The 18,054-nt window shown below is 72.2% G+C and carries 13 protein-coding genes; 8 read left to right on the top strand and 5 right to left on the bottom strand.

Going from position 1 to position 18,054, the window contains the following annotated elements; genetic code table 11:
- The first annotated feature begins 85 nt into the window (after positions 1-85).
- From ACSDR0_RS15830 to ACSDR0_RS15820, 3 genes are read left to right on the top strand one after another with little or no spacing between them, the layout of a single operon-like run.
- Positions 86-1,912: an extracellular solute-binding protein gene (locus ACSDR0_RS15830; protein ID WP_435289553.1), complete on the top strand. Its 1,827-nt coding sequence runs from the start codon at positions 86-88 to the stop codon at positions 1,910-1,912.
- Positions 1,912-2,643, top strand: coding sequence for a hypothetical protein (locus ACSDR0_RS15825; protein ID WP_435289552.1), 732 nt, complete (start codon positions 1,912-1,914; stop codon positions 2,641-2,643). Before ACSDR0_RS15830 ends, ACSDR0_RS15825 begins: the two co-directional genes overlap by 1 nt.
- A gap of 9 nt (positions 2,644-2,652) precedes the next feature.
- The gene (locus ACSDR0_RS15820) at positions 2,653-3,399 is read left to right on the top strand and encodes a PspA/IM30 family protein (protein WP_435289551.1); all 747 of its coding nucleotides are present in this window, start codon (positions 2,653-2,655) and stop codon (positions 3,397-3,399) included.
- Positions 3,400-3,530: 131 nt separating this feature from the next.
- Here ACSDR0_RS15820 and ACSDR0_RS15815 read toward each other — a convergent pair whose 3' ends face one another.
- Entirely contained in the window at positions 3,531-4,055 is a 525-nt protein-coding gene (locus ACSDR0_RS15815; protein WP_435289550.1) for a cysteine dioxygenase, read from the bottom strand.
- Between the two features lie 75 nt (positions 4,056-4,130).
- On the opposite strand from ACSDR0_RS15815, the gene ACSDR0_RS15810 reads away from it, so the two are divergent.
- The gene (locus tag ACSDR0_RS15810) at positions 4,131-4,997 is read left to right on the top strand and encodes a LysR family transcriptional regulator (RefSeq protein WP_435289549.1); all 867 of its coding nucleotides are present in this window, start codon (positions 4,131-4,133) and stop codon (positions 4,995-4,997) included.
- Between the two features lie 113 nt (positions 4,998-5,110).
- A complete protein-coding gene (locus tag ACSDR0_RS15805; RefSeq protein WP_435289548.1) occupies positions 5,111-5,755 on the top strand; it encodes a LysE family translocator in 645 nt (214 codons plus the stop codon).
- A 427-nt stretch (positions 5,756-6,182) separates the two neighbouring features.
- Here the strand turns inward: ACSDR0_RS15805 and ACSDR0_RS15800 are convergent, their stop codons facing one another.
- Together ACSDR0_RS15800 and ACSDR0_RS15795 are read right to left on the bottom strand one after the other, a co-directional pair.
- Positions 6,183-7,136, bottom strand: a complete 954-nt coding sequence (locus tag ACSDR0_RS15800) for an aldose epimerase family protein (protein WP_435289547.1) — start codon at positions 7,134-7,136, stop codon at positions 6,183-6,185.
- Positions 7,133-8,104: a LacI family DNA-binding transcriptional regulator gene (locus ACSDR0_RS15795; protein ID WP_435289546.1), complete on the bottom strand. Its 972-nt coding sequence runs from the start codon at positions 8,102-8,104 to the stop codon at positions 7,133-7,135. Before ACSDR0_RS15795 ends, ACSDR0_RS15800 begins: the two co-directional genes overlap by 4 nt.
- A gap of 429 nt (positions 8,105-8,533) precedes the next feature.
- On the opposite strand from ACSDR0_RS15795, the gene ACSDR0_RS15790 reads away from it, so the two are divergent.
- The 3 genes from ACSDR0_RS15790 (at position 8,534) to ACSDR0_RS15780 (ending at position 12,387) form a co-directional block, all read left to right on the top strand.
- Entirely contained in the window at positions 8,534-10,564 is a 2,031-nt protein-coding gene (locus ACSDR0_RS15790) for a DUF6807 family protein (protein ID WP_435289545.1), read from the top strand.
- An 87-nt stretch (positions 10,565-10,651) separates the two neighbouring features.
- Positions 10,652-11,044 (top strand): hypothetical protein, encoded by a 393-nt coding sequence (locus tag ACSDR0_RS15785; RefSeq protein WP_435289544.1) that lies wholly within the window; start codon positions 10,652-10,654, stop codon positions 11,042-11,044.
- A gap of 17 nt (positions 11,045-11,061) precedes the next feature.
- Positions 11,062-12,387: a pectate lyase family protein gene (locus ACSDR0_RS15780; RefSeq protein ID WP_435289543.1), complete on the top strand. Its 1,326-nt coding sequence runs from the start codon at positions 11,062-11,064 to the stop codon at positions 12,385-12,387.
- A gap of 100 nt (positions 12,388-12,487) precedes the next feature.
- On the opposite strand, the gene ACSDR0_RS15775 is transcribed toward ACSDR0_RS15780, so the two are convergent.
- Positions 12,488-16,219, bottom strand: a complete 3,732-nt coding sequence (locus tag ACSDR0_RS15775) for a family 78 glycoside hydrolase catalytic domain (RefSeq protein WP_435289542.1) — start codon at positions 16,217-16,219, stop codon at positions 12,488-12,490.
- 356 nt (positions 16,220-16,575) lie between these two features.
- On the bottom strand, positions 16,576-18,042 hold the full coding sequence (locus tag ACSDR0_RS15770) for an aldehyde dehydrogenase (NADP(+)) (protein WP_435289541.1): 1,467 nt from the start codon (positions 18,040-18,042) through the stop codon (positions 16,576-16,578).
- Positions 18,043-18,054: the final 12 nt, after the last annotated feature.

Raw genomic sequence — 18,054 nt, 5'->3', positions numbered from 1 at the left:
GCGCCCGCGAACAACTCCGGTCGCCGCGAACTCTCGGGGCGGTTCGTTCGTCGGATAAGTACAGACATCCCCCCGGGAGGCAGGGTTGTATCAGCAACCACAGCGACGGCGGCGGAACTTCGCCCCGTTCATCGTCGCGATCATTCTCGCCGGAGCCCTGATCGTCACCCTGCGGATCCTCGTCGGCGCGAGCGAACCCGGAGGAGCGGGAGAGCCGCGCGAGGCCGCCGGGCGGCCCAAGGCCTGCGAAGGCGGCGTCACCCTGACCGTCGCCGCCTCGTCGGAGAAGGCCGAGCTGCTGCGGACGATCGCCTCCGACTACAGCGGCAGGCAGGTGGGCGGACGCTGCGCCGACGTCATCGTCGAGACCAAGGCGAGCGGCGGCGCCATGCAGGCGCTGGCCAGGGGCTGGGACGAGCGCCAGGACGGCCCCCGCCCCGACGTGTGGTCGCCCGCCAGCAGCGGCTGGATCACCCTGCTCCAGCAGCGCGCCGCGGGAAACGACTCCGGCTCCCTGGTCGCCGCCGACAACCCGTCGATCGCCAAGACGCCGCTGGTCGTCGCGATGCCCCTGCCGATGGCCGAGGCGCTGGGCTGGCCGGGCAAGAAGCTCGGCTGGTCCGACGTGCTCGCCGTGTCGGCCGGGTCGTGGGCGAAGTACGGCCACCCCGAATGGGGACAGTTCAAACTGGGCAAGACCAACCCCAACTTCTCCACCAGCGGCCTGAACGCCACCGTCGGCGCCTACTTCGCGGCGACCGGCCTGTCCGGTGACCTGTCGGAGAAGAACGTGGCCGACGCGAAGGCCAGGGACTTCGTCCGCGGCGTGGAGCGTTCGATCGTGCACTACGGCGACACGACGCTGACGTTCCTGTCGAACCTCCAGCGGGCCGACGACGCGGGCGCGGGTCTGGGCTACATCTCCGCGGTGGCCGTGGAGGAGAAGTCGGTCTGGGACTACAACCAGGGCAACCCGACCGGTGACCCCGCGACGCTGGGCAAGCACGCCAAGCCCAAGGTGCCGCTGGCGGCGATCTATCCCAAGGAGGGCACGCTCCTCTCCGACAACCCGTACGCGGTGCTGACCGCCCCGTGGGTCGACGACGCCAAGCGGGCGGTGGCGGCCGACTTCCTGGCCCACCTCCAGGCCCCCGAGCAGCAGGCCCGGTTCGCCGCGTTCGCCTTCCGCTCGTACGACGGCAAGCCGGGCAAGCTGATCACCCAGGCGAACGGGCTGCTGCCCGCGGAGCCGAAGACGACGCTGAGCCCGCCCGCGCCGAACGTGCTCGACAAGATGCTCACCGGCTGGGCCGACCTGCGCAAACCCGCGAACGTCCTCATGGTCATCGACGTCTCCGGCTCGATGGGCGCCTCGGTGCCCGGCACGGGCAAGAGCAAGCTCGACCTGGCCAAGCAGGCCGCGATCAACGCGCTGCCCCAGTTCGGCCCGCACGACAAGGTGGGGCTGTGGATGTTCTCCACCAAGCGCGACGGCGAGAAGGACCACCTGGAGCTGGCCCCGCTGGCCACCGTCGACGACGCCCAGCGCGAGAAACTGCGCGCCAGGCTCGACGGCCTGACCCCCGACGGCGGCACCGGCCTGTACGACACCGCGCGCGCGGCCCACGAGCAGGTGCGCGGCCTGCGCAACGGTGACGCGATCAACGCGGTGGTCTTCCTGACCGACGGCAAGAACGAGGACCCCGACAGCCTCTCCCTGGAGAACCTGCTGCCCGACCTGCGTACCGAACCCGGCCAGGAGACGGTGCGGATGTTCACGATCGCCTACGGCCAGGACGCCGACCTCGGCGTGCTGAGACAGATCTCCGAGGCGACCGCCGCCGCCGCGTACGACTCTCGCGAATCCGGAAGTATCGACCAGGTGTTCACCGCGGTGATATCCAACTTCTGATGGCACGCCTCACCGACGAACTCAGGGACCCGTGGGGCCTGCTGCTGGGCGCGACCGCCGGCGGCGCCGCGTGGGCCGTCAGCGTGCACCCGGTCGTCGCCGGGTTCGTGGGCGTGGTCGTCTGGTTGACCAAGGCGGGCGTCGCGGCCCTGCAGGACCGCGGGCACCGCACCGGGCTCGCCGTCACCCCCGGCAGCCCGGAGGAGTACTGGCTCGCACGGGCCGGATCCGCCGCGTACGGCTTCGGCGAGCTGAGCGCCTCGATGGAGCGCGGCCCGCTGGCCGGGCGGATCGCGATGATGCGGCCGCAGATCGACGACTCGACGGCCACGCTGGAACGGCTGGCCGCGCAGGCCTCGCTCACCGGCGCCGCGCTGGCCAGGTTCGACCTCGACAGGCTCGGGCACGAGCAGGCCAGGCTGGCACGGGCTCGCGAGGGAGCGGAGCGGGGCCTGGCCCAGGACCTCGACCGCGCCCTGGCCTCGCTGGCCTCCCAGCGGGCCGTGGTCGAGCGGCTCTCCGCGACGCGGGAGCGGGTGCTCGCCCGGATGGAGTCGAGCGCCATCGGCATCGAGGGGCTCCTCGCCCGCCTGGTGGAGCTGTCGGCGGTGTCGGCGAACGGCCCGTTGGAGCCGCTCCGGGTGCTGGACGAGCTCGCCGGCACCCTCGAAGGAGTCCGCCAGGGCCTCCACGAAACCGAGCAGATCACGCGCGACGCGCTGGATCGATAAGGAGCCCTCATGTTCAAGGTCATCCGTCGGGCCTGGCGCTACCTGGTCTTCGCCCTCTCCGGCCGGCTGGACGAGCTGTCCGACCCCCGGGTCCAGATCGAGCAGGCCATCCAGGAGGCCAAGGAGCGGCACCGGCGGCTGAGCCAGCAGGCCGCGACGGTGATCGGCAACGAGCGCGAGCTGGAGATGAGGCTCGCCCGCTCCATGGAGGAGACCGAGAGGCTCCAGGCCAACGCCCGCCAGGCTCTCCTGCTGGCCGAGCAGACCCGGGCCGCGGGCGACGAGCGCAAGGCCCTGTCGTACGAGGACTCGGCCCGCGCCTTCGCCTCGCGCCTGGTGGCGGCCGAGAGCGCGCAGCGGGAGTCGCGGCTGGCGCACGAGCGGGCCACGCGGGCCTCGGCCCAGGCACGGGCCGCGGTCGAGACCAACGCGATGGCCCTGCAGAAGAAGATCGCCGAGCGGATGCGCCTGCTCTCCCAGCTCGACCAGGCCAGGATGCAGGAGGAGCTCAACAGGGCCATGGGCGACCTGTCCGGCCTCACCCCCGCCGGCGAGACGCCCACCATGGACGAGGTCCGCGACAAGATCGAGAAGCGCTACGCCCGCGCCCTGGGCGAGGCCGAGCTGACCTCGGGCTCCGTCGAGGCGCGCATGATCGAGGTCGAGCGCGCCGCCATCGACGCCGAGGGCGCCGCCCGTCTGGAGGCCATCAGGGAGAGCCTGAACCCGGGCGGAAAGCCTGAAGTCGAGAAGTAGCCGGGAAACGTCTTTTGTCCAGCGGCTCCACGCCCCCGGACCCCGGCTTCCCCACCCCACCGGGTTTACGGTCCGCCGGGGCGGCCGGGCGCATGACCCCGTTCACCGGATGGGCGTGGCGCGGGAATCCTTCAGCGGACGGGCAGGTCGTAGACGCGGCGGACGCTGGTGGGGGCGGCGCTGAGGTCGGCCCCGTAGATGTGGAGCGAGATGGCCGTCTCGTCGCCCGTGTTGTGGACGCGGTGGATGTCACCGGGCGGTGCGAAACCGCTCACCTCACCGGTCTGGTTGGCGGCCCTGCCGATCTCGGTCAGGTGGTCGCCGTGGTCGCGGTAGAGGATCTCGTACTCGACACCCTGCAGCCCGCCGAACACGCACCACGCGATGTGGTCGTGGATCACGGTCTTCTGGCCGGGCCGCCAGACCACGGCCATGATCGAGAAGTTCTCCTCGGTGTGGAGGGTGTGGCCGACATAGCGGTCGGGGTCGCCGAGGCGCTCCTCCTCGGTGAGGATCTCGGGGGACGGCAGCCGTTCACGCAACAGCCCGGCCACGGCGAAAGCCGTCGCCCGAGGGTCGGCGGACGGGTCGACGAGCTCCCGGACCCCCGCGACCAGCTCGGCCAGGCCCGGGCGGGTAAGCGTCAAGGTTGTCATGCTTCAAGGATGCGACGGGGAGATACATAACGTCTAATGCCTATCTTCCTACTCATTCATCGATAAAGTTGATACATGCTCGATATCGTGCGACTTCGTGTCCTCGCCTCGGTGTCCCGGCACGGCTCGGTGACCGCGGCGGCCAAGGAGCTGCACTACTCCCAGCCCTCGGTGAGCCACCACCTCGCGAAGCTCGAGGCCGAGACCGGGGCCAAACTGATCCAGCGGGCCGGCCGGGGAATCCGGCTGACCGAGGCGGGCCGCCTGCTCGCCGAGCGGGCCACCGAGATCATCGGCCGCCTCGACTCCGCGTCCGCCGAGCTGTCGGCGCACGTGGGCCTGCGCGCCGGGCGGGTCAGGCTCGCCGCCTTCCCCTCCGCCCTGGGGACGTTCGTGCCGGAGGCCGCCGCCGCCCTCGCCGAGGCACACCCCGGCCTGGAGTTGCGGCTGACAGAGACCGAGCCCCCCGACGCCCTGCGCATGCTCAGGGCGGGCTACGTGGACGTGGCGGTCATCTTCCGCTACGACGACACCGCCCCCGAGGACGACGGGATCCACCTGCTCCACCTGATGGACGATCCCAGCTACCTGGTCACCGCCGGTCCGGCCGGCGACCTGCTCTCGTACCGCGACTCCCGGTGGATCGGGGGGTGCGACCGGTGTCGCAGTCACCTGCTGGAACTGTGCGCCAGGGCGGGCTTCGAGCCGGAGATCGCCTTCACCACCGACGACGTCGTCGCCGTCCAGGCCCTGGTCGCCGCCGGGATCGGGGTGACCGCCCTGCCGGGGCTGGCCCTGCACGCCCACCGGCATCCGAAGGTCCACACGACCGAGCTTCCCTGCTCGACCCGCCACGTCTACGCCGCGACCTACGGCGAGCCGCCCGCGCCCCCGGCCACCACCGCCCTGCTGAGCGCCCTGACCTCGGTGACCCTCTCGTAGGACACCCGCGCCCCGGCCCCGCCGGGCGGACGGTCACCCCGCTACGGGCGGGAGCCGCCGTCCGGCGGGAAAATGTGAGGCGCCGGGGAAACCGGTGACCCTACGATCCGAATATGCCGGACCTGTCTACTCTCGCGCTCTTCGCCGCCGCGACCCTCGCCCTGCTGCTCGTACCGGGGCCCGCGGTGCTCTACATCGTGACCCGGAGCGTCACCCAGGGCCGGTCCGCCGGGCTGATATCGGTGCTCGGCATCCACCTCGGCTCGCTGGTCCACGTGGCCGCCGCCGCCCTGGGCATCAGCGCCCTGCTCGCGGCCTCGTCGACCGGGTTCATGGTCGTCAAGTATCTCGGCGCCGCCTACCTGGTCTGGCTGGGCGTGCGCAAGCTCATGACCCGCTCGGGCGGGGAGGAGTCCTTCGAGCCGCGGATCGCGACCAGATCCCGGATGTTCTGGGAGGGCTTCGTGGTCAACGTGCTCAACCCGAAGACCGCGATCTTCTTCCTCGCCTTCCTGCCGCAGTTCGCCGATCCGAAGGACGGGCCGATCGCCCCGCAGATCCTGCTGCTCGGCCTGATCTGGACGGTGCTCGGCATGGCCAGCGACGGCGTCTTCGCCCTGCTCGCCTCGGCCATGGCGAGCCGCCTGCGCCGCTCGGCCCGCGCCCGCCGCCGCCTGGACGTCACCAGCGGCGTCGTCTATCTCGGCCTGGGAGCCGTCGCGGCCTTCAGCGGCGAGAACTCCATGGCCAAGGCCTGAGAGCGGGACGCACTCCGCCGGTCAACGAATCTCAGGAGGCGCGTCCCGGTAACGACATTCTCAATCCTGCACAAATCGTCTTTTAACGTGAAGGATCACTGACCGGCAACCATTCCATCACGAAAAGCCGGGGCGAGGTCCCGCGATCCGCCGCCGCCGTCCCCGCGTACGCGGCGCTGATCGGCGAGTCGTCCTCCGCCGGGACGTCACCCTCGCCGACATCCGCGACCGCTTCCTGGTCACCGACGAACTCTTCAAGGGCTACGACCCGGCCTGGCTGCGGGGAGGGCTCTCCGAGCTGTCGCGCCGGCTGGGGTCGATACCGGGGTCAGGCTGGGCCTGATCGCGGTGGGCGGCGACCCGCGCCGCCCCTCGCCGACCTTCTGCTTCTGGCCCACCGGGGAGCCTGGCGGGGCCCCCGGGGCCGTCAGGAGAACCGGTAGGTGGTGGTGGAGGCGAACCTCTCGCCGGGGCGCAGGACCACCGAGGGGAAGTCGGGGCGGTTGGGCGAGTCGGGGAAGTGCTGGGTCTCCAGGCACAGGCCCGCGTGCTTTCCGTACGCGGTGGCGACGCCGTCCAGGAAGTTGCCCGTGTAGAACTGCACGCCCGGCTCGGTGGTGGTGACCTCCATCGCGAGCCCTCCGGCCGGTTCGCGGACCTCGATGCCGCCGCGCAGCACGTAGCAGTGGTCGTATCCGCCTCCGAGCAGGGGGTCGGTGATCCGCTCGCCGATCTCGCGCGGCGAGGTGAAGTCGAACGGGGTCCCGGCGACCGGGGCGAGCTCCCCCGTCGGGATCTGTGTGGCGTCGACCGGCAGGTAGTGGTCGGCGTCGATGCGGACCACGTGCTTGAGGACGTCGCCGCCCCCGGCGAGGTTGAAGTAGGAGTGGTTGGTGAGGTTCAGCACGGTCGGCGCGTCGGTGACCGCGTGGTAGTCGAGCCGGATCGCGTCGCCGGTCAACGTGTAGGTGACCGAGGCGGTGAGCGTGCCGGGGTAGCCCTCCTCGCCGTCCCGGCTCACGTACTCCAGGGTCACGGCGGTGTCCGAGGCGGCGGTGATCCGCCAGACCCGGGTGTCGAAGCCGTGCGGCCCGCCGTGCAGGCTGTTGGGGCCGTTGTTGACCGGCAGCTCGTAGTCGTGGCCTTCGAGGGTGAAGCGTCCGCCCGCGATGCGGTTGCCGTACCGGCCGACCACGGCGCCGAAGTAGCGGCTGCGCGTCAGATAGTCGCCGAGGTTGTCGTAGCCGATGACCACGTCGACGCCGGAGACCTCCAGCGACTGCAGGATCGCCCCGTAGCTGAGGATCGCGGCGCGCATCGGCCCGTTCGACAGCACGTGCCGCTCGACCGGCTCGCCCGACGGGGTGGTTCCGAAGTTCATGCTCGCACCTCTCCGGTGGATTCGCGGACGACCAGGCTGGTGTCCAGAGTGGCCAGGGTAGGGGTGGCCCCGTCGTCGAACGACTGCAGCAGCAGGTCCACGGCCATCCGCCCGGCGGCGGCCGTGGGCATGGCCACCGTGGTCAGCTTGGGCCGGTTCAGCCGTCCGGACACGATGTCGTCGACGCCCACCACGCTGACCTCGTCGGGGACGCGCACGCCGCGCTCGTACAGGCCCTCGATGAGCCCGATGGCCACCAGGTCGTTGTAGGCGAGGACGCCCGTCACGCCGGAGGCGATCACCTCGGCGGCGACGGCGAGGCCGCCGCGCTCGGTGGGCGCGTTCGGGCCGAGGATCACCAGGTCGACGCCGTCCATCGCGGTCGCGGCGGCGCTCATCTCGCCGCTGGTCCACGAGCCGGTCGGCCCGGAGAGCAGGGCGATCCTGCGGTGGCCGAGCCGGGTCAGGTGCTCGATCGCGAGGCGGGCGCCCTGGCCGACGTCCATGAGGATCGTCGGCATGCCCTTCACCCGCCGGTTGACCACCACGAACGGCACGTCGGCGTGCAGACGCTCTATGACCCGGTTGGACAGCCGGGGGCTGCAGAGCAGGACCCCGTCGACCTGCTTGGTGAGCGTCTGAATCAGCTCCTCCTCGACCTGCGGGTCCTCGTCGGTGTCGGCCACGAACACGTGGTAGTCGCGGGCCCTGGCGTGCGCCTGGGCGGCCTTGATCAGCGGCGGGAAGAACGGGTTGGAGATGTCGGCGACGATGAGGCCGATGTTGTGGGTCCTGCCGGTGGTGAGGGCCCGCGCGGCGCGGTTGGGGCGGTAGCCGAGGTCCTCGGCGACGGCGAGCACGCGGTTGCGGGTCTCGGTGTTCACCAGGTGCGGCGCGGAGAAGGTGCGGGACACCGTCGAGACGTGCACTCCCGACGCCCGCGCCACGTCCCTGATCGTCGCTGCCACCGTGCTCCTTCGCCCTGGCCCTCCATCAGGCCCTGAAGCACATTAGTGCAAGCGGTTGCGTCACTGTCAACGCCGGAATCAGGTGGTCTGCGAAACGATACGGAAGCGAGCACGCTGCCCTGGCAATCAGAAATACCGAAAAACGCGCAGATAGGGAGCGCTTTACCAAATTGGGCCCTTGACGTTAATGGCGGATGTCATCAATGTTTCTTGCAACCGGTTGCAGCTCGTGACGCCGACTCGGAAGGAGTTGCGGCGATGGCGATCACCACGGCGGCTCCTCGGGCGCGCCACCGCCAAGACCGCGCCTTCGCGCCCCACGACGGCGCGGCGAGCCCGGCCGTCGGACGGGCGGGCGGTGACCGCGGAGAAGGGCGGGCCTCGCGCCGGAGACCGCCGGGGCTCGGGACTGCGATGGGAGATGGCGTGATGGAACCGGTTCGCGTGGTGCTCGCCGGAGCGTACGGGCACGGCTGGTGGCACCTGTCGAACGTGCGGCGGCTGACCGAGGCCGGGCTGGTGGAGCTGGCCGGGGTGTGCGACGTGCGGCCGGTCGACGACCTGCCCGAGGGGGCGGAGTTCTCCGGCGACCTGGTCGAGCTGATCGGGCGTACCGGCGCCGAGGTGACGATCCTGTGCACGCCCATCCACACCCACACCGAGCTGGCGGAGAAGGCGCTGCGCGCCGGGTCGCACGTGCTGCTGGAGAAGCCGCCCGCCGCCACGTACGCGGACTACCTGCGGATCGCCGCGGTGGCCGGGGAGACCGGGCTCGCCTGCCAGGTGGGGTTCCAGAGCCTGGGCTCGGAGGCGGTCCCCGCGATCCGGCGGATGGTCGCCGAGGGGATGATCGGCCGGGTCACCGGGATCGGCGCGGCGGGCGCGTGGGAGCGTCCCTACTCCTACTACGGCCGGGTGCCGTGGGCCGGAAGGCGCGAGGTCGACGGCGTTCCCGTGGGGGACGGCGTCCTCACCAACCCGCTCGCGCACGCGACCGCGACCGCGCTGGCCGTCTCCGGCGCGGGGGTCGAGAACGTCGAGGTCGAGCTCTACCGGGCCAACGCGATCGAGGCGGACGACACCTCGTGCGTACGGGTGCGGATGGACGACGGGACGGTGGTGACGGTCGCGGTCTCGCTGTGCGCGGACCGGCGGCACGAGCCGTACCTGATCGTGCACGGCGAGCGCGGGCGGATCCGGCTGACCTACACCGAGGACCGGGTCGAGTTCGCCGGGACCTCGGTCGTCCACCCCAGGACCGACCTGCTGGAGAACCTCGTCGCGCACATCCGCGACGGCGCGGACCTGCTCGTACCGCTGGAGAGGACCGCCGGTTTCATGCGCGTCATGGAGGCGGTGCGGCTGGCGCCCGAGCCCCTGGCCATACCGGACGTGTTCCAGGAGGTCGGCGACGAGCGCCGGGTGCTGCCCAGGATCGCCGAGGTGACGGCGGCGAGCGCGGAACGGCTGGCGCTCTACTCGGAACTGCGGGTGCCCTGGAGCGGGCGCCGTCCCGGCGCGGAGCGGCCGTCCTCCGGCTGCGACCGGCCCGAGACGGCACGGCCGGGGCCCGTGCCGGGGCTCGTGGCGAACGAGCGGGAGCCGGTGCTCACGGCACACGAGCTCGGGCCCGTGCCCGTGGACCGGGAACGGGGGCCGGTGCTCATGGCGTACGGGCGGGAGGTCGCCGAGTACGTCGTGGCCCCGGAGCTGCCACCGACGTCGTCGCCCCGCCCGTACCTGCACCCGGTGCGGACGCTCGGCGGCACGACCGTGACCGAGGTCGCGCCCGGGGACCATCCGCACCACCTCGGGGTGAGCGTCGCGATCTCCGACCTGGGCGGGGGCAACTTCTGGGGCGGCCGCACCTACGTCCGCGACGCCGGGCCGTCCTGGCTCGGCGACCACGGTACGCAGCGGCATCTCGCGTTCTCCTGGCGTGACCCCTCGGGGTTCGGCGAGTCGCTGGCCTGGGAGGGACCGGACGGCGTCGAGACGGCCCGCGAGGCGCGGAGCGTGCGGGCGGTGGAGCTCGGCGGCTGTTGGGCGCTCGACGTGTCGTTCACGCTGACGAACCTCACCGGCGGGCCGCTGCTCGTCAGGAGTTCGGCGACCAAGGGCCGGGCGGGAGCCGGGTACGGCGGTTTCTTCTGGCGGGCACCCGGTTCGGCCGGGGACCGCCGGGTCTTCACGGCGGACGCCGAGGGCGAGGACGCGGTCCACGGGTCGACGGCCCCCTGGCTGGCCATGACCTCGGCCGACTGGACCCTCGTCTTCGTCCAGCGGGACGATCCCTGGTTCGTCCGGGTCGTGGAGTATCCGGGAGCCGGACCGGCACTCGCCTGGGACACGCCGCTGCTCGTCGAGCACACCCTGCAGCGGCGCGTCGTCACCGTCGTCGCGGACGGGCGGCTGAGCCCCCGCGACGCGGCGGCACTCGTCACGGAGGTCGCGTGGTGAGGGCCCCGGTGACGGAACGCCACGCGCGGATCCGGGCCCGCACGGTCACGACATGCCGGGAACACGACACGGAGAGGCGGAGAGCGGATGATCACACGCTCGAAGCGCCCGGCGGTCCTGGCGCTCGGCGCGGGGCCGGTCGCGTGCGGCCCGGAGGAGCCCTCGGGTTCCTCCGGCGGGAAGACCACGATCACCTTCTGGGACGACAACGGGGGCCCGGCCCGCACCCCGGTGTGGCGGCACGTCATCGCCGAGTCCCAGAACAAAATTTCAGAAGGTCCCGCAGGGCACCACGGCGCCCAAGGACTTCCTGGACACGTTCGCGGCCAAGCCGACCGAAGCGCAGGCGTCGTACAAGCAGCGCAACGGCGGCTGAGCCGTTTCAGCGAGGCGGGCGCGCCTACCCCTGACCTGGGCGCGCCCGCCTCCACCACCCGGAAGGCTCTCGGGGGCCGTACGGAGCCTCTCCCTCCCACCTGACCTGCGGAGGAATCCCCGTGAAACGAGCCGTCGCGCTCACCACCCTGCTGTCCCTGGCGGTCCTCGCCGCCCCGCCCGCGTCCGCCACCACCCTGAGAACCGACGTCCCTGAGACCGCCGCCTCGTCGGAAACCGCCGGGCGGAGGCCGGACCTGGGCCGCCGGACCCTGCCCGCGAACGACGGCTGGGCCGCCGAGGGCACCGGCACCACCGGTGGCGCCGCCGCGCCCGCGTCGAACGTGCACACCGTCTCCACCCGCACCGAGCTGGCCACCGCGCTCGCCGCCCCCTCGCCGAAGATCATCTACGTCAAGGGGACGATCGACACCGACAGGACCTGCGCCGACTACGCGACCGGCGGCTACACGCTGGAGGCCTACCTCGCCGCGTACGACCCCGCGGTGTGGGGCAGGGAGGCCGAGCCCTCGGGCCCGCTGGAGGACGCGCGGGCCGCCTCGGCCGCCAGGCAGAGCGCCAACATCAAACTCAAGGTCGGCTCGAACACCACCATCGTCGGCCTCGGCAAGGACGCGCGTATCCGAGGCGTCAACCTGCACGTCGACAAGGCCGACAACGTCATCGTCCGCAACATCCTCTTCGAGGACACCGCCGACTGCTTCCCGCAGTGGGACCCGACCGACGGCGCCGAGGGCAACTGGAACTCCCTCTACGACAACATCTCGGTGACCGGTTCGACGCACGTGTGGGTCGACCACAACACCTTCACCGACGGCGACAACCCGGACTCGGAGCAGCCGCTGTACTTCGGCAGGCCCTACCAGGTGCACGACGGGCAGCTCGACATCACCAACGCCGCCAACTTCGTCACGGCCTCCTGGAACCGCTTCTCCGGCCACGACAAGACGATGCTGATCGGCTCCACCAACAACCCGGCGAACGACGCGGGCAAGCTGAAGGTCACCGTCCACCACAACCACTTCGACGACGTGCTCCAGCGGCTCCCGCGCGTGCGCTTCGGCCAGGTGCACGTCTACAACAACTACTACGAGATCCCCGACGCCTCGACCTTCGAGTACGCCCTCGGCGTGGGCGTGCAGTCGCAGATCTTCGCGGAGAACAACTTCTTCCGGCTGAGCCGGGCGGTCGCCCCGGCGGATCTCCTCTACAACTGGGGCGGCACCACCCTCACCGCCAGGGGGAACGTGCTCCGCGTCGGCGGCAGGGCCGCCCCCGTCGACCTCGTCGCCGTGCACAACGCCGCCTACGACCCCGACCTCGGCTCGGACGCGGGCTGGACCCCCGTCCTGCACACGGCGATCGAACCGGCCCGGACGGTGGACCGCTCGGTCTCCCGGCACGCGGGGGTGGGCGAGATCGGCTGAGGACCGCCGTGCGGACCCGGGCGGCTCGTGAAGCGACGAGCCACCCGGGTCCGCCCGTGTCAGGCCCGATCCTCCGGGCCCCTCGGGTCCTCCCGCGTCGTCAGGCGGGCGCCGTGAAGGTGTACGAGCCTGCGCCGAGCCGGAAGACGGCCGCGCCGTTCTCGTGGCCCATGGGCACCGCCTCCGGCGGGCCGGTGACCGCCGTGGCCGGGGCCGAAGGGACCCGGACCGTGGCCGTGGCGTTCGCCGGGATCTCCACCCGCAGCGTCAGCGTCCCGCCGCCGATCGACCAGTCGCTGAGCGCCCTGCCGTACGGGGTCAGCAGGTCGGCCTTGCCCGAGGTGAGCCCGCCGCCGGGGCGCGGCGCGATCGTGATCCGGCGGTAGCCGGGGTCGCGGGTGTCCGGGCCCAGGCCGCCCACCGACCGGTACAGCCAGTCGCCCACCGAGCCGAGGCCGTAGTGGTTGAAGGAGTTCATCCCCGGGTCCTGGAAGGAGCCGTCGGTGCGGATGCCGTCCCAGCGCTCCCAGATGGTGGTGGCCCCGCGGCCGTTCATGTATCCCCAGCCGGGATAGCCGGGCTGCAGCAGGATCTGGTACGCGGTGCCGAGGTGGCCGTTCTCCGCCAGGACGGGCAGCAGGTTCTCCACGCCCAGGAAGCCCACGCTGAGGTGGCCGTCGCGCGACGCCACCTTCGCGGCGAGCTTGTCGGCGACCGCCCGCGCCCGGTTCTCCGGCACCATCCCGAACGACAGCGCCAGCACGTACCCGGTCTGGGTGTTGCCCGACACGGTCCCGTCGGCCGCGACGAACCTGGCGGTGAACGCCTGGGCCACCTGGTCGGCCAGGGTGCCATAGGAGGCGGCGTCGGCGGTCCGCCCGGTGGCCGCGGCCATCCGCGACAGCAACCGGGCGCTGTGGCCGAAGTACGCGGTGGAGATCAGGTCGTTGGCCGTGTTGTCGTCGACGTTCAGCCAGTCGCCGTAGGTCTCCTGGTTGCGGATCAGGTCGGAGCCCGAGGTGGAGCGCGAGTAGTCGACCCAGCGCTTCATCGCCGCGTAGTGCTCGTCGACGACGCGCAGGTCACCGTACCTCTGCCACAGCGTGTAGGGCACGATGACGCCCGCGTCCGCCCAGCCCGCCTTGCCCGCGCCGCAGCAGACGTCGGGGGCCACGTCGGTGAAGGCGCCGTCCGCGCGCTGCGCGTCGGTCAGGTCGTCGGAGAACTTGTCCAGCAGGCCGTGGACGTCGAAGTTGAACGTCGAGGTCTGCGCGAAGATCGCGATGTCGCCGGTCCAGCCGAGCCGCTCGTCGCGCTGCGGGCAGTCGGTGGGCACCGACAGCATGTTGGAGCGGGCGCCCCACAGGATGTTGTGCTGGAGCCGGTCGACCAGCGCGCTGGAGGAGTCGAAGGTGCCGGTCGGCGCGCCGCCGGTCCAGGCGGCCCGGCCGGTGAGGCTCGCGGTGGTGGGCGTGCCGGGGAAACCGGTCAGCTCCACGTACCGGTAGCCGTGCACGGTGAACCTCGGCTCGTACACCTCGTCCGCGCCGGTCCCGGCCAGGGTGAACCTGTCGGTCTGCCGGGCGGCGCGCAGGTTGGCGGTGTAGATCGTGCCGTCGGCGTTGAGCACCTCGGCGTGCCGCATGGTCACTGTGGTGCCCGCCGGGCCGCGCACCCGCAACCGGTTCCAGCCGGTGAAGTTCTGCCCCAGGTCGACCACCCACACGCCGGGTTTCGGCTGGGTCACCGACTGCGCGGCGATGTCCTGCTGCACGACCACGCCCGGGTCGACGGCCGACACGAGATTGGGCTTGGCCTCCCCGCGCACCCTCACCGGACTCCAGCCGGAGTCGTCGAACCCGGAGGTGTCCCAGCCGGTGCGGGTGGCGCGGGCGTCGTACTCCTCGCCGTGGTAGAGGTCGTCGGCGGTGATCGGCCCCGGCGCGGTCCGCCACGACGAGTCGGTCAGCACGGTGGTCTCGGTGCCGTCGGTGAAGCGGACCCGCAGCTGCGCCGAGTACCAGGGCTGGGTGCCGTACCTCTGGCTTCCGGCGAAGCCCAGCGATCCCGCGTACCAGCCGCGGCCGATCTGCGCGCCGACGGCGTTGTCACCCTGGCGGACCAGCGAGGTCACGTCGTAGGCGCGGTAGGCCAGGCGCTTGTTGTAGTCGGTCCAACCGGGGGCGAGGATCTCCTCGCCGACCTTCGTGCCGTTGATCCGGGTCTCGTGCAGGCCCAGCGCGGTGACCAGCAGCCGCGCCTCGGCGACCGGCTTGCCGAGCGAGAACCCCTTCCTGAGGTACGGGGCCGGCTCGGCGGCCGAGACGTTCGAGGCCCACGGCCCGGAACCGTAGGCCGCGACGACGCGGGCCGCGGGCCAGGAGACGTCGGCGAAGCCCGGCTGCTCCCAGCCGGACGGGCCGCTCTGCGAGGCCTTCCACCCGGCGTCGGTGACGATCCGCGTGGTGGCGCCGGCGACGACGACCTCCAGCGCGGCGATCATCCCGGCCGGGGAGACGGTGGTGTTCTGGGCGGAGACGGCCAGCGTGTTGGTCCCGGTCTGGAGCCGGGAGGTGACGTCGACGACCGCGGCGGACTTCCAGGAGTCGGTGGCGCGGGGCGAGGTGCTGACCTGGACGCCGTTGACCCACACGTCGGCGGTGTCGTCGCCGGTGACGGTGAGCCTGGCGCGGGTGATCGCACCCGGGGGCAGCGTGAACTGGCGGCGCAGGAACCGGGTGGCCTGCGGCGCGCTCACCGCCGGGTCGCCCTCCGGGTACCAGATCCAGCTCGCGCCGGACAGGGAGGGAGCCGTGCCGGGCGCGCCGACGAAACCCGCCCGCCACTCCGTCGCCGGGGCGAGCAGACCGGTCTCGAACCAGTGCGCCGGGCCCCATCCGGCGGCGCGGCCCTGAGTGTCCCAGACCCGTACCCGCCAGTGGTAGCGGGTCTGGGAGGCCAGCGCGCCGCCCCCGTAGACCGCGTCCACCGACTTCCCGGACGCGACGCGCCCGCTGTCCCAGACGTCGCCGGTACCGGCCTGCGCGCGGGCCGCCGTCGAGGCGACGATGATCTGGTACGCCGCCTGGATCTGCCCTGGGGTGCCGGAGGTGAGCCTCCAGCCGAAGCGGGGCCTGGCGGTGTCGACCCCGATCGGGGCGACGCGGCGCTCGGTGACGGGCGTGGTGACCGTCAGCGGGGAGGCGGCGGCGAGGTCGGGGGCGGCGACGTCGCTGTTCCAGGGGGTGATGCCGTACGCCCCGGAGACCGCGGCGGCGGGCCAGGAGGAGTCGACGAACCCGGGCTCGGTCCAGCCGGGGGTGACCGTCTCGGCGGCCTTCCAGGCGCCGTCGGTGACCAGCTCCACCGTGCCGCCCGCGGTGACGACCCGCAGCCTGCCGATGACCCCGGCCGCGCCGGCCGCGGTGTTGCGGGCCGCCACGGCGAGGGTGTTGGCGCCGGGGCGGACGGCCGCGGCGAGGTCGACGTAGAGCGCCTGCCGCCAGGAGTGCTCGGCCCGGGGCGAGGTCGCCAGCGGGACCCCGTTGAGCCAGACGTCGAGGGTGTCGTCCCCGGTCGCGACGAGCTGCGCCTCGGTGACGGCGCCCGCGGGGACGGTGAAGGTACGCCGCAGGTAGCGGGTGCCGGCGGGCACGGACTGCCGCGCGTCCCCGCCGGGGGACCAGATCCAGTTGGCCCCGGCGAGGCCGACCGGGGCGGCGGCCTGCGCCGGGGCGGTGACGGCGGGCAGCAGCCCTGCCACGAGCGCGCAGAGGGCCAGTGTCCACAGGGCCGTGCGTAACCGGGTGGGGTGGAGGGAGGGGAATGGCATGCCGTCTCCTTGCGATTCGTGGGGGGCGAAAAGGCAGGGCGAACCAAGACGGAGTAAATCGATTTAAAGCTGACTGGACAGTAGATCAGCGTTTCCTGGCCGTCAATAGCTGGTTAACGCGACATTTCCGACAGAACCACACCCAGGCAAGATTGTTTTTGTTGTTACGTTTTAATAGGGAGTTAGGACAAGCCGAAACAGGCCCCACGTCGGAGCGGCGCGGAGCCTGGGTGACGCGAGGCCGAAGGGGCGGGGAGCCGGAGCGGCGCGAACAGGAACGGCGCCGCGCCGATCTCCGGGGCGCCCGGAGATCGGCGGAAACGTTCAGACGGCGGGAACGTCAAGCGGCAGGAACGTCAGCCGCGTCCCTCGACGAGGACCCCGTCGACCCTGCGGGGGATGCCCAGCGGGTTGTCGTCGCGCAGTTCGGGCGGCAGGAGCGCGGCCGGCCAGTCCTGGTAGGCGGTCGGCACCAGCCACCTGCGGATCGCGGCGGCGCCGACCGAGGTGTGGGCGGCGGCCGTGCTGGCGGGCCAGGGACCGCCGTGGTGCATGGCCCAGCGGACCGCCACCCCGGTCGGCCAGCCGTTCCAGATCAGCCGTCCCGCCTTCCTGAGCAGCACCTCGGCACTCCCGCGCGCCTCGGCGGGATCGGTCGCGTGGATCGTGGCGGTCAGCGAGCCGTCCAGCCTCTCCAGCACGGGAGGCAGGTCCGCCGGGTCGGCGTAGACCACCACGAGGGCGGCCGGGCCGAAGCACTCCTCCGCGAGGTCGGGCAGGTCCGCGGCGAATGTCGCCAGGTCGGTGACGAACACCTGCGGGGTCACCGCGAACGCCCCCTCGCCCGGCTGCCCCGCGGCCAGCGGGGTGAGCTTGCCGAGCCTGGCCAGCCCGCGCAGGTAGCCGCCCTGCATCCGCTCGGTGAGCATCGGCCCGCCCGTGGTCCCGGAGACGGCCTCGGAGACCGACACCAGGAGCTCGGCGTCGTCGGGGACGAACACCAGCCCGGGGTTGGTGCAGAACTGGCCGGTGCCGAGGGTGAGCGAGGCGGCGAACCCCTCGGCGAGGCCCTCGCGGGCGGCCGAGGGCAGCACGACGACGGGGTTGACGCTGCCCAGCTCGCCGTAGAACGGGATGGGGTCGGGACGCTCAGCGATGAGCGCCTGGACGGCCTTGCCCCCGGGGATGGAGCCGGTGAACCCGACGGCCGCCACGGACGGGTGCCCGGCCAGCCGCTTCCCCGCGTCGAGCCCGCGGACCAGCCCGAGCAGGGCCGGGTCGGGCAGGGCGCGCTGGATGATCTGCTGTGACAGCTCCGACGTGGCCGGATGCCCGTCGTGGGCCTTGACCACCACCGGGCATCCGGCGGCGAGCGCCGAGGCCGTGTCACCGCCCGCGACCGAGAAGGCGAACGGGAAGTTGCTCGCCGCGAAGACCCCGGCCACGCCGGGCAGCGGGTGGTTCATCCGCCGCAGGTCGGGGACCGGCGGCTGGGCCGTCGCGTGGTCGATCACCGCCTCCACGTGCCCGCCGTCGCGCAGCACTTGGGCGAAGAGCCGGAACTGGCCGGCGGCCCGCCCCACCTCCCCGCGCAGCCGGGTCTCCCCGAGCGCGGTCTCCGCGTCGGCCGCCCGCCAGAGCTCCTCGACGTTCGCCTCCAGCGCCGCCGCGACCGCGTCGAGCGCCGCCGCCCGGTCCCCCGTACGCCAGGCGGGCCCGGCGGCGAGAGCCGCCCCGACGATCGCGTCCACCTCGTCGTCCGAGGTCAGAGGGAAGGGATCGCCGACGGACTCGCCGGTCCTGGGGTCGATTGAGTGGATCAAAACGAGAAGCCT

The organism is Streptosporangium sp. G11, assembly GCF_051192615.1.
Lineage (GTDB): Bacteria > Actinomycetota > Actinomycetes > Streptosporangiales > Streptosporangiaceae > Streptosporangium.
Note: the sequence above shows the minus strand (reverse complement) of the source record. Positions and strands in the feature narration are given on the sequence as shown.

Coding starts and splice junctions, on each gene's coding strand:
- ACSDR0_RS15825 (WP_435289552.1), top strand. CDS start 1,912: ATGGCACGCCTCACCGACGAACTCAGGGACCCGTGGGGCCTGCTGCTG.
- ACSDR0_RS15820 (WP_435289551.1), top strand. CDS start 2,653: ATGTTCAAGGTCATCCGTCGGGCCTGGCGCTACCTGGTCTTCGCCCTC.
- ACSDR0_RS15815 (WP_435289550.1), bottom strand. CDS start 4,055: ATGACAACCTTGACGCTTACCCGCCCGGGCCTGGCCGAGCTGGTCGCG.
- ACSDR0_RS15810 (WP_435289549.1), top strand. CDS start 4,131: ATGCTCGATATCGTGCGACTTCGTGTCCTCGCCTCGGTGTCCCGGCAC.
- ACSDR0_RS15805 (WP_435289548.1), top strand. CDS start 5,111: ATGCCGGACCTGTCTACTCTCGCGCTCTTCGCCGCCGCGACCCTCGCC.
- ACSDR0_RS15800 (WP_435289547.1), bottom strand. CDS start 7,136: ATGAACTTCGGAACCACCCCGTCGGGCGAGCCGGTCGAGCGGCACGTG.
- ACSDR0_RS15790 (WP_435289545.1), top strand. CDS start 8,534: ATGGAACCGGTTCGCGTGGTGCTCGCCGGAGCGTACGGGCACGGCTGG.
- ACSDR0_RS15785 (WP_435289544.1), top strand. CDS start 10,652: ATGATCACACGCTCGAAGCGCCCGGCGGTCCTGGCGCTCGGCGCGGGG.
- ACSDR0_RS15775 (WP_435289542.1), bottom strand. CDS start 16,219: ATGCCATTCCCCTCCCTCCACCCCACCCGGTTACGCACGGCCCTGTGG.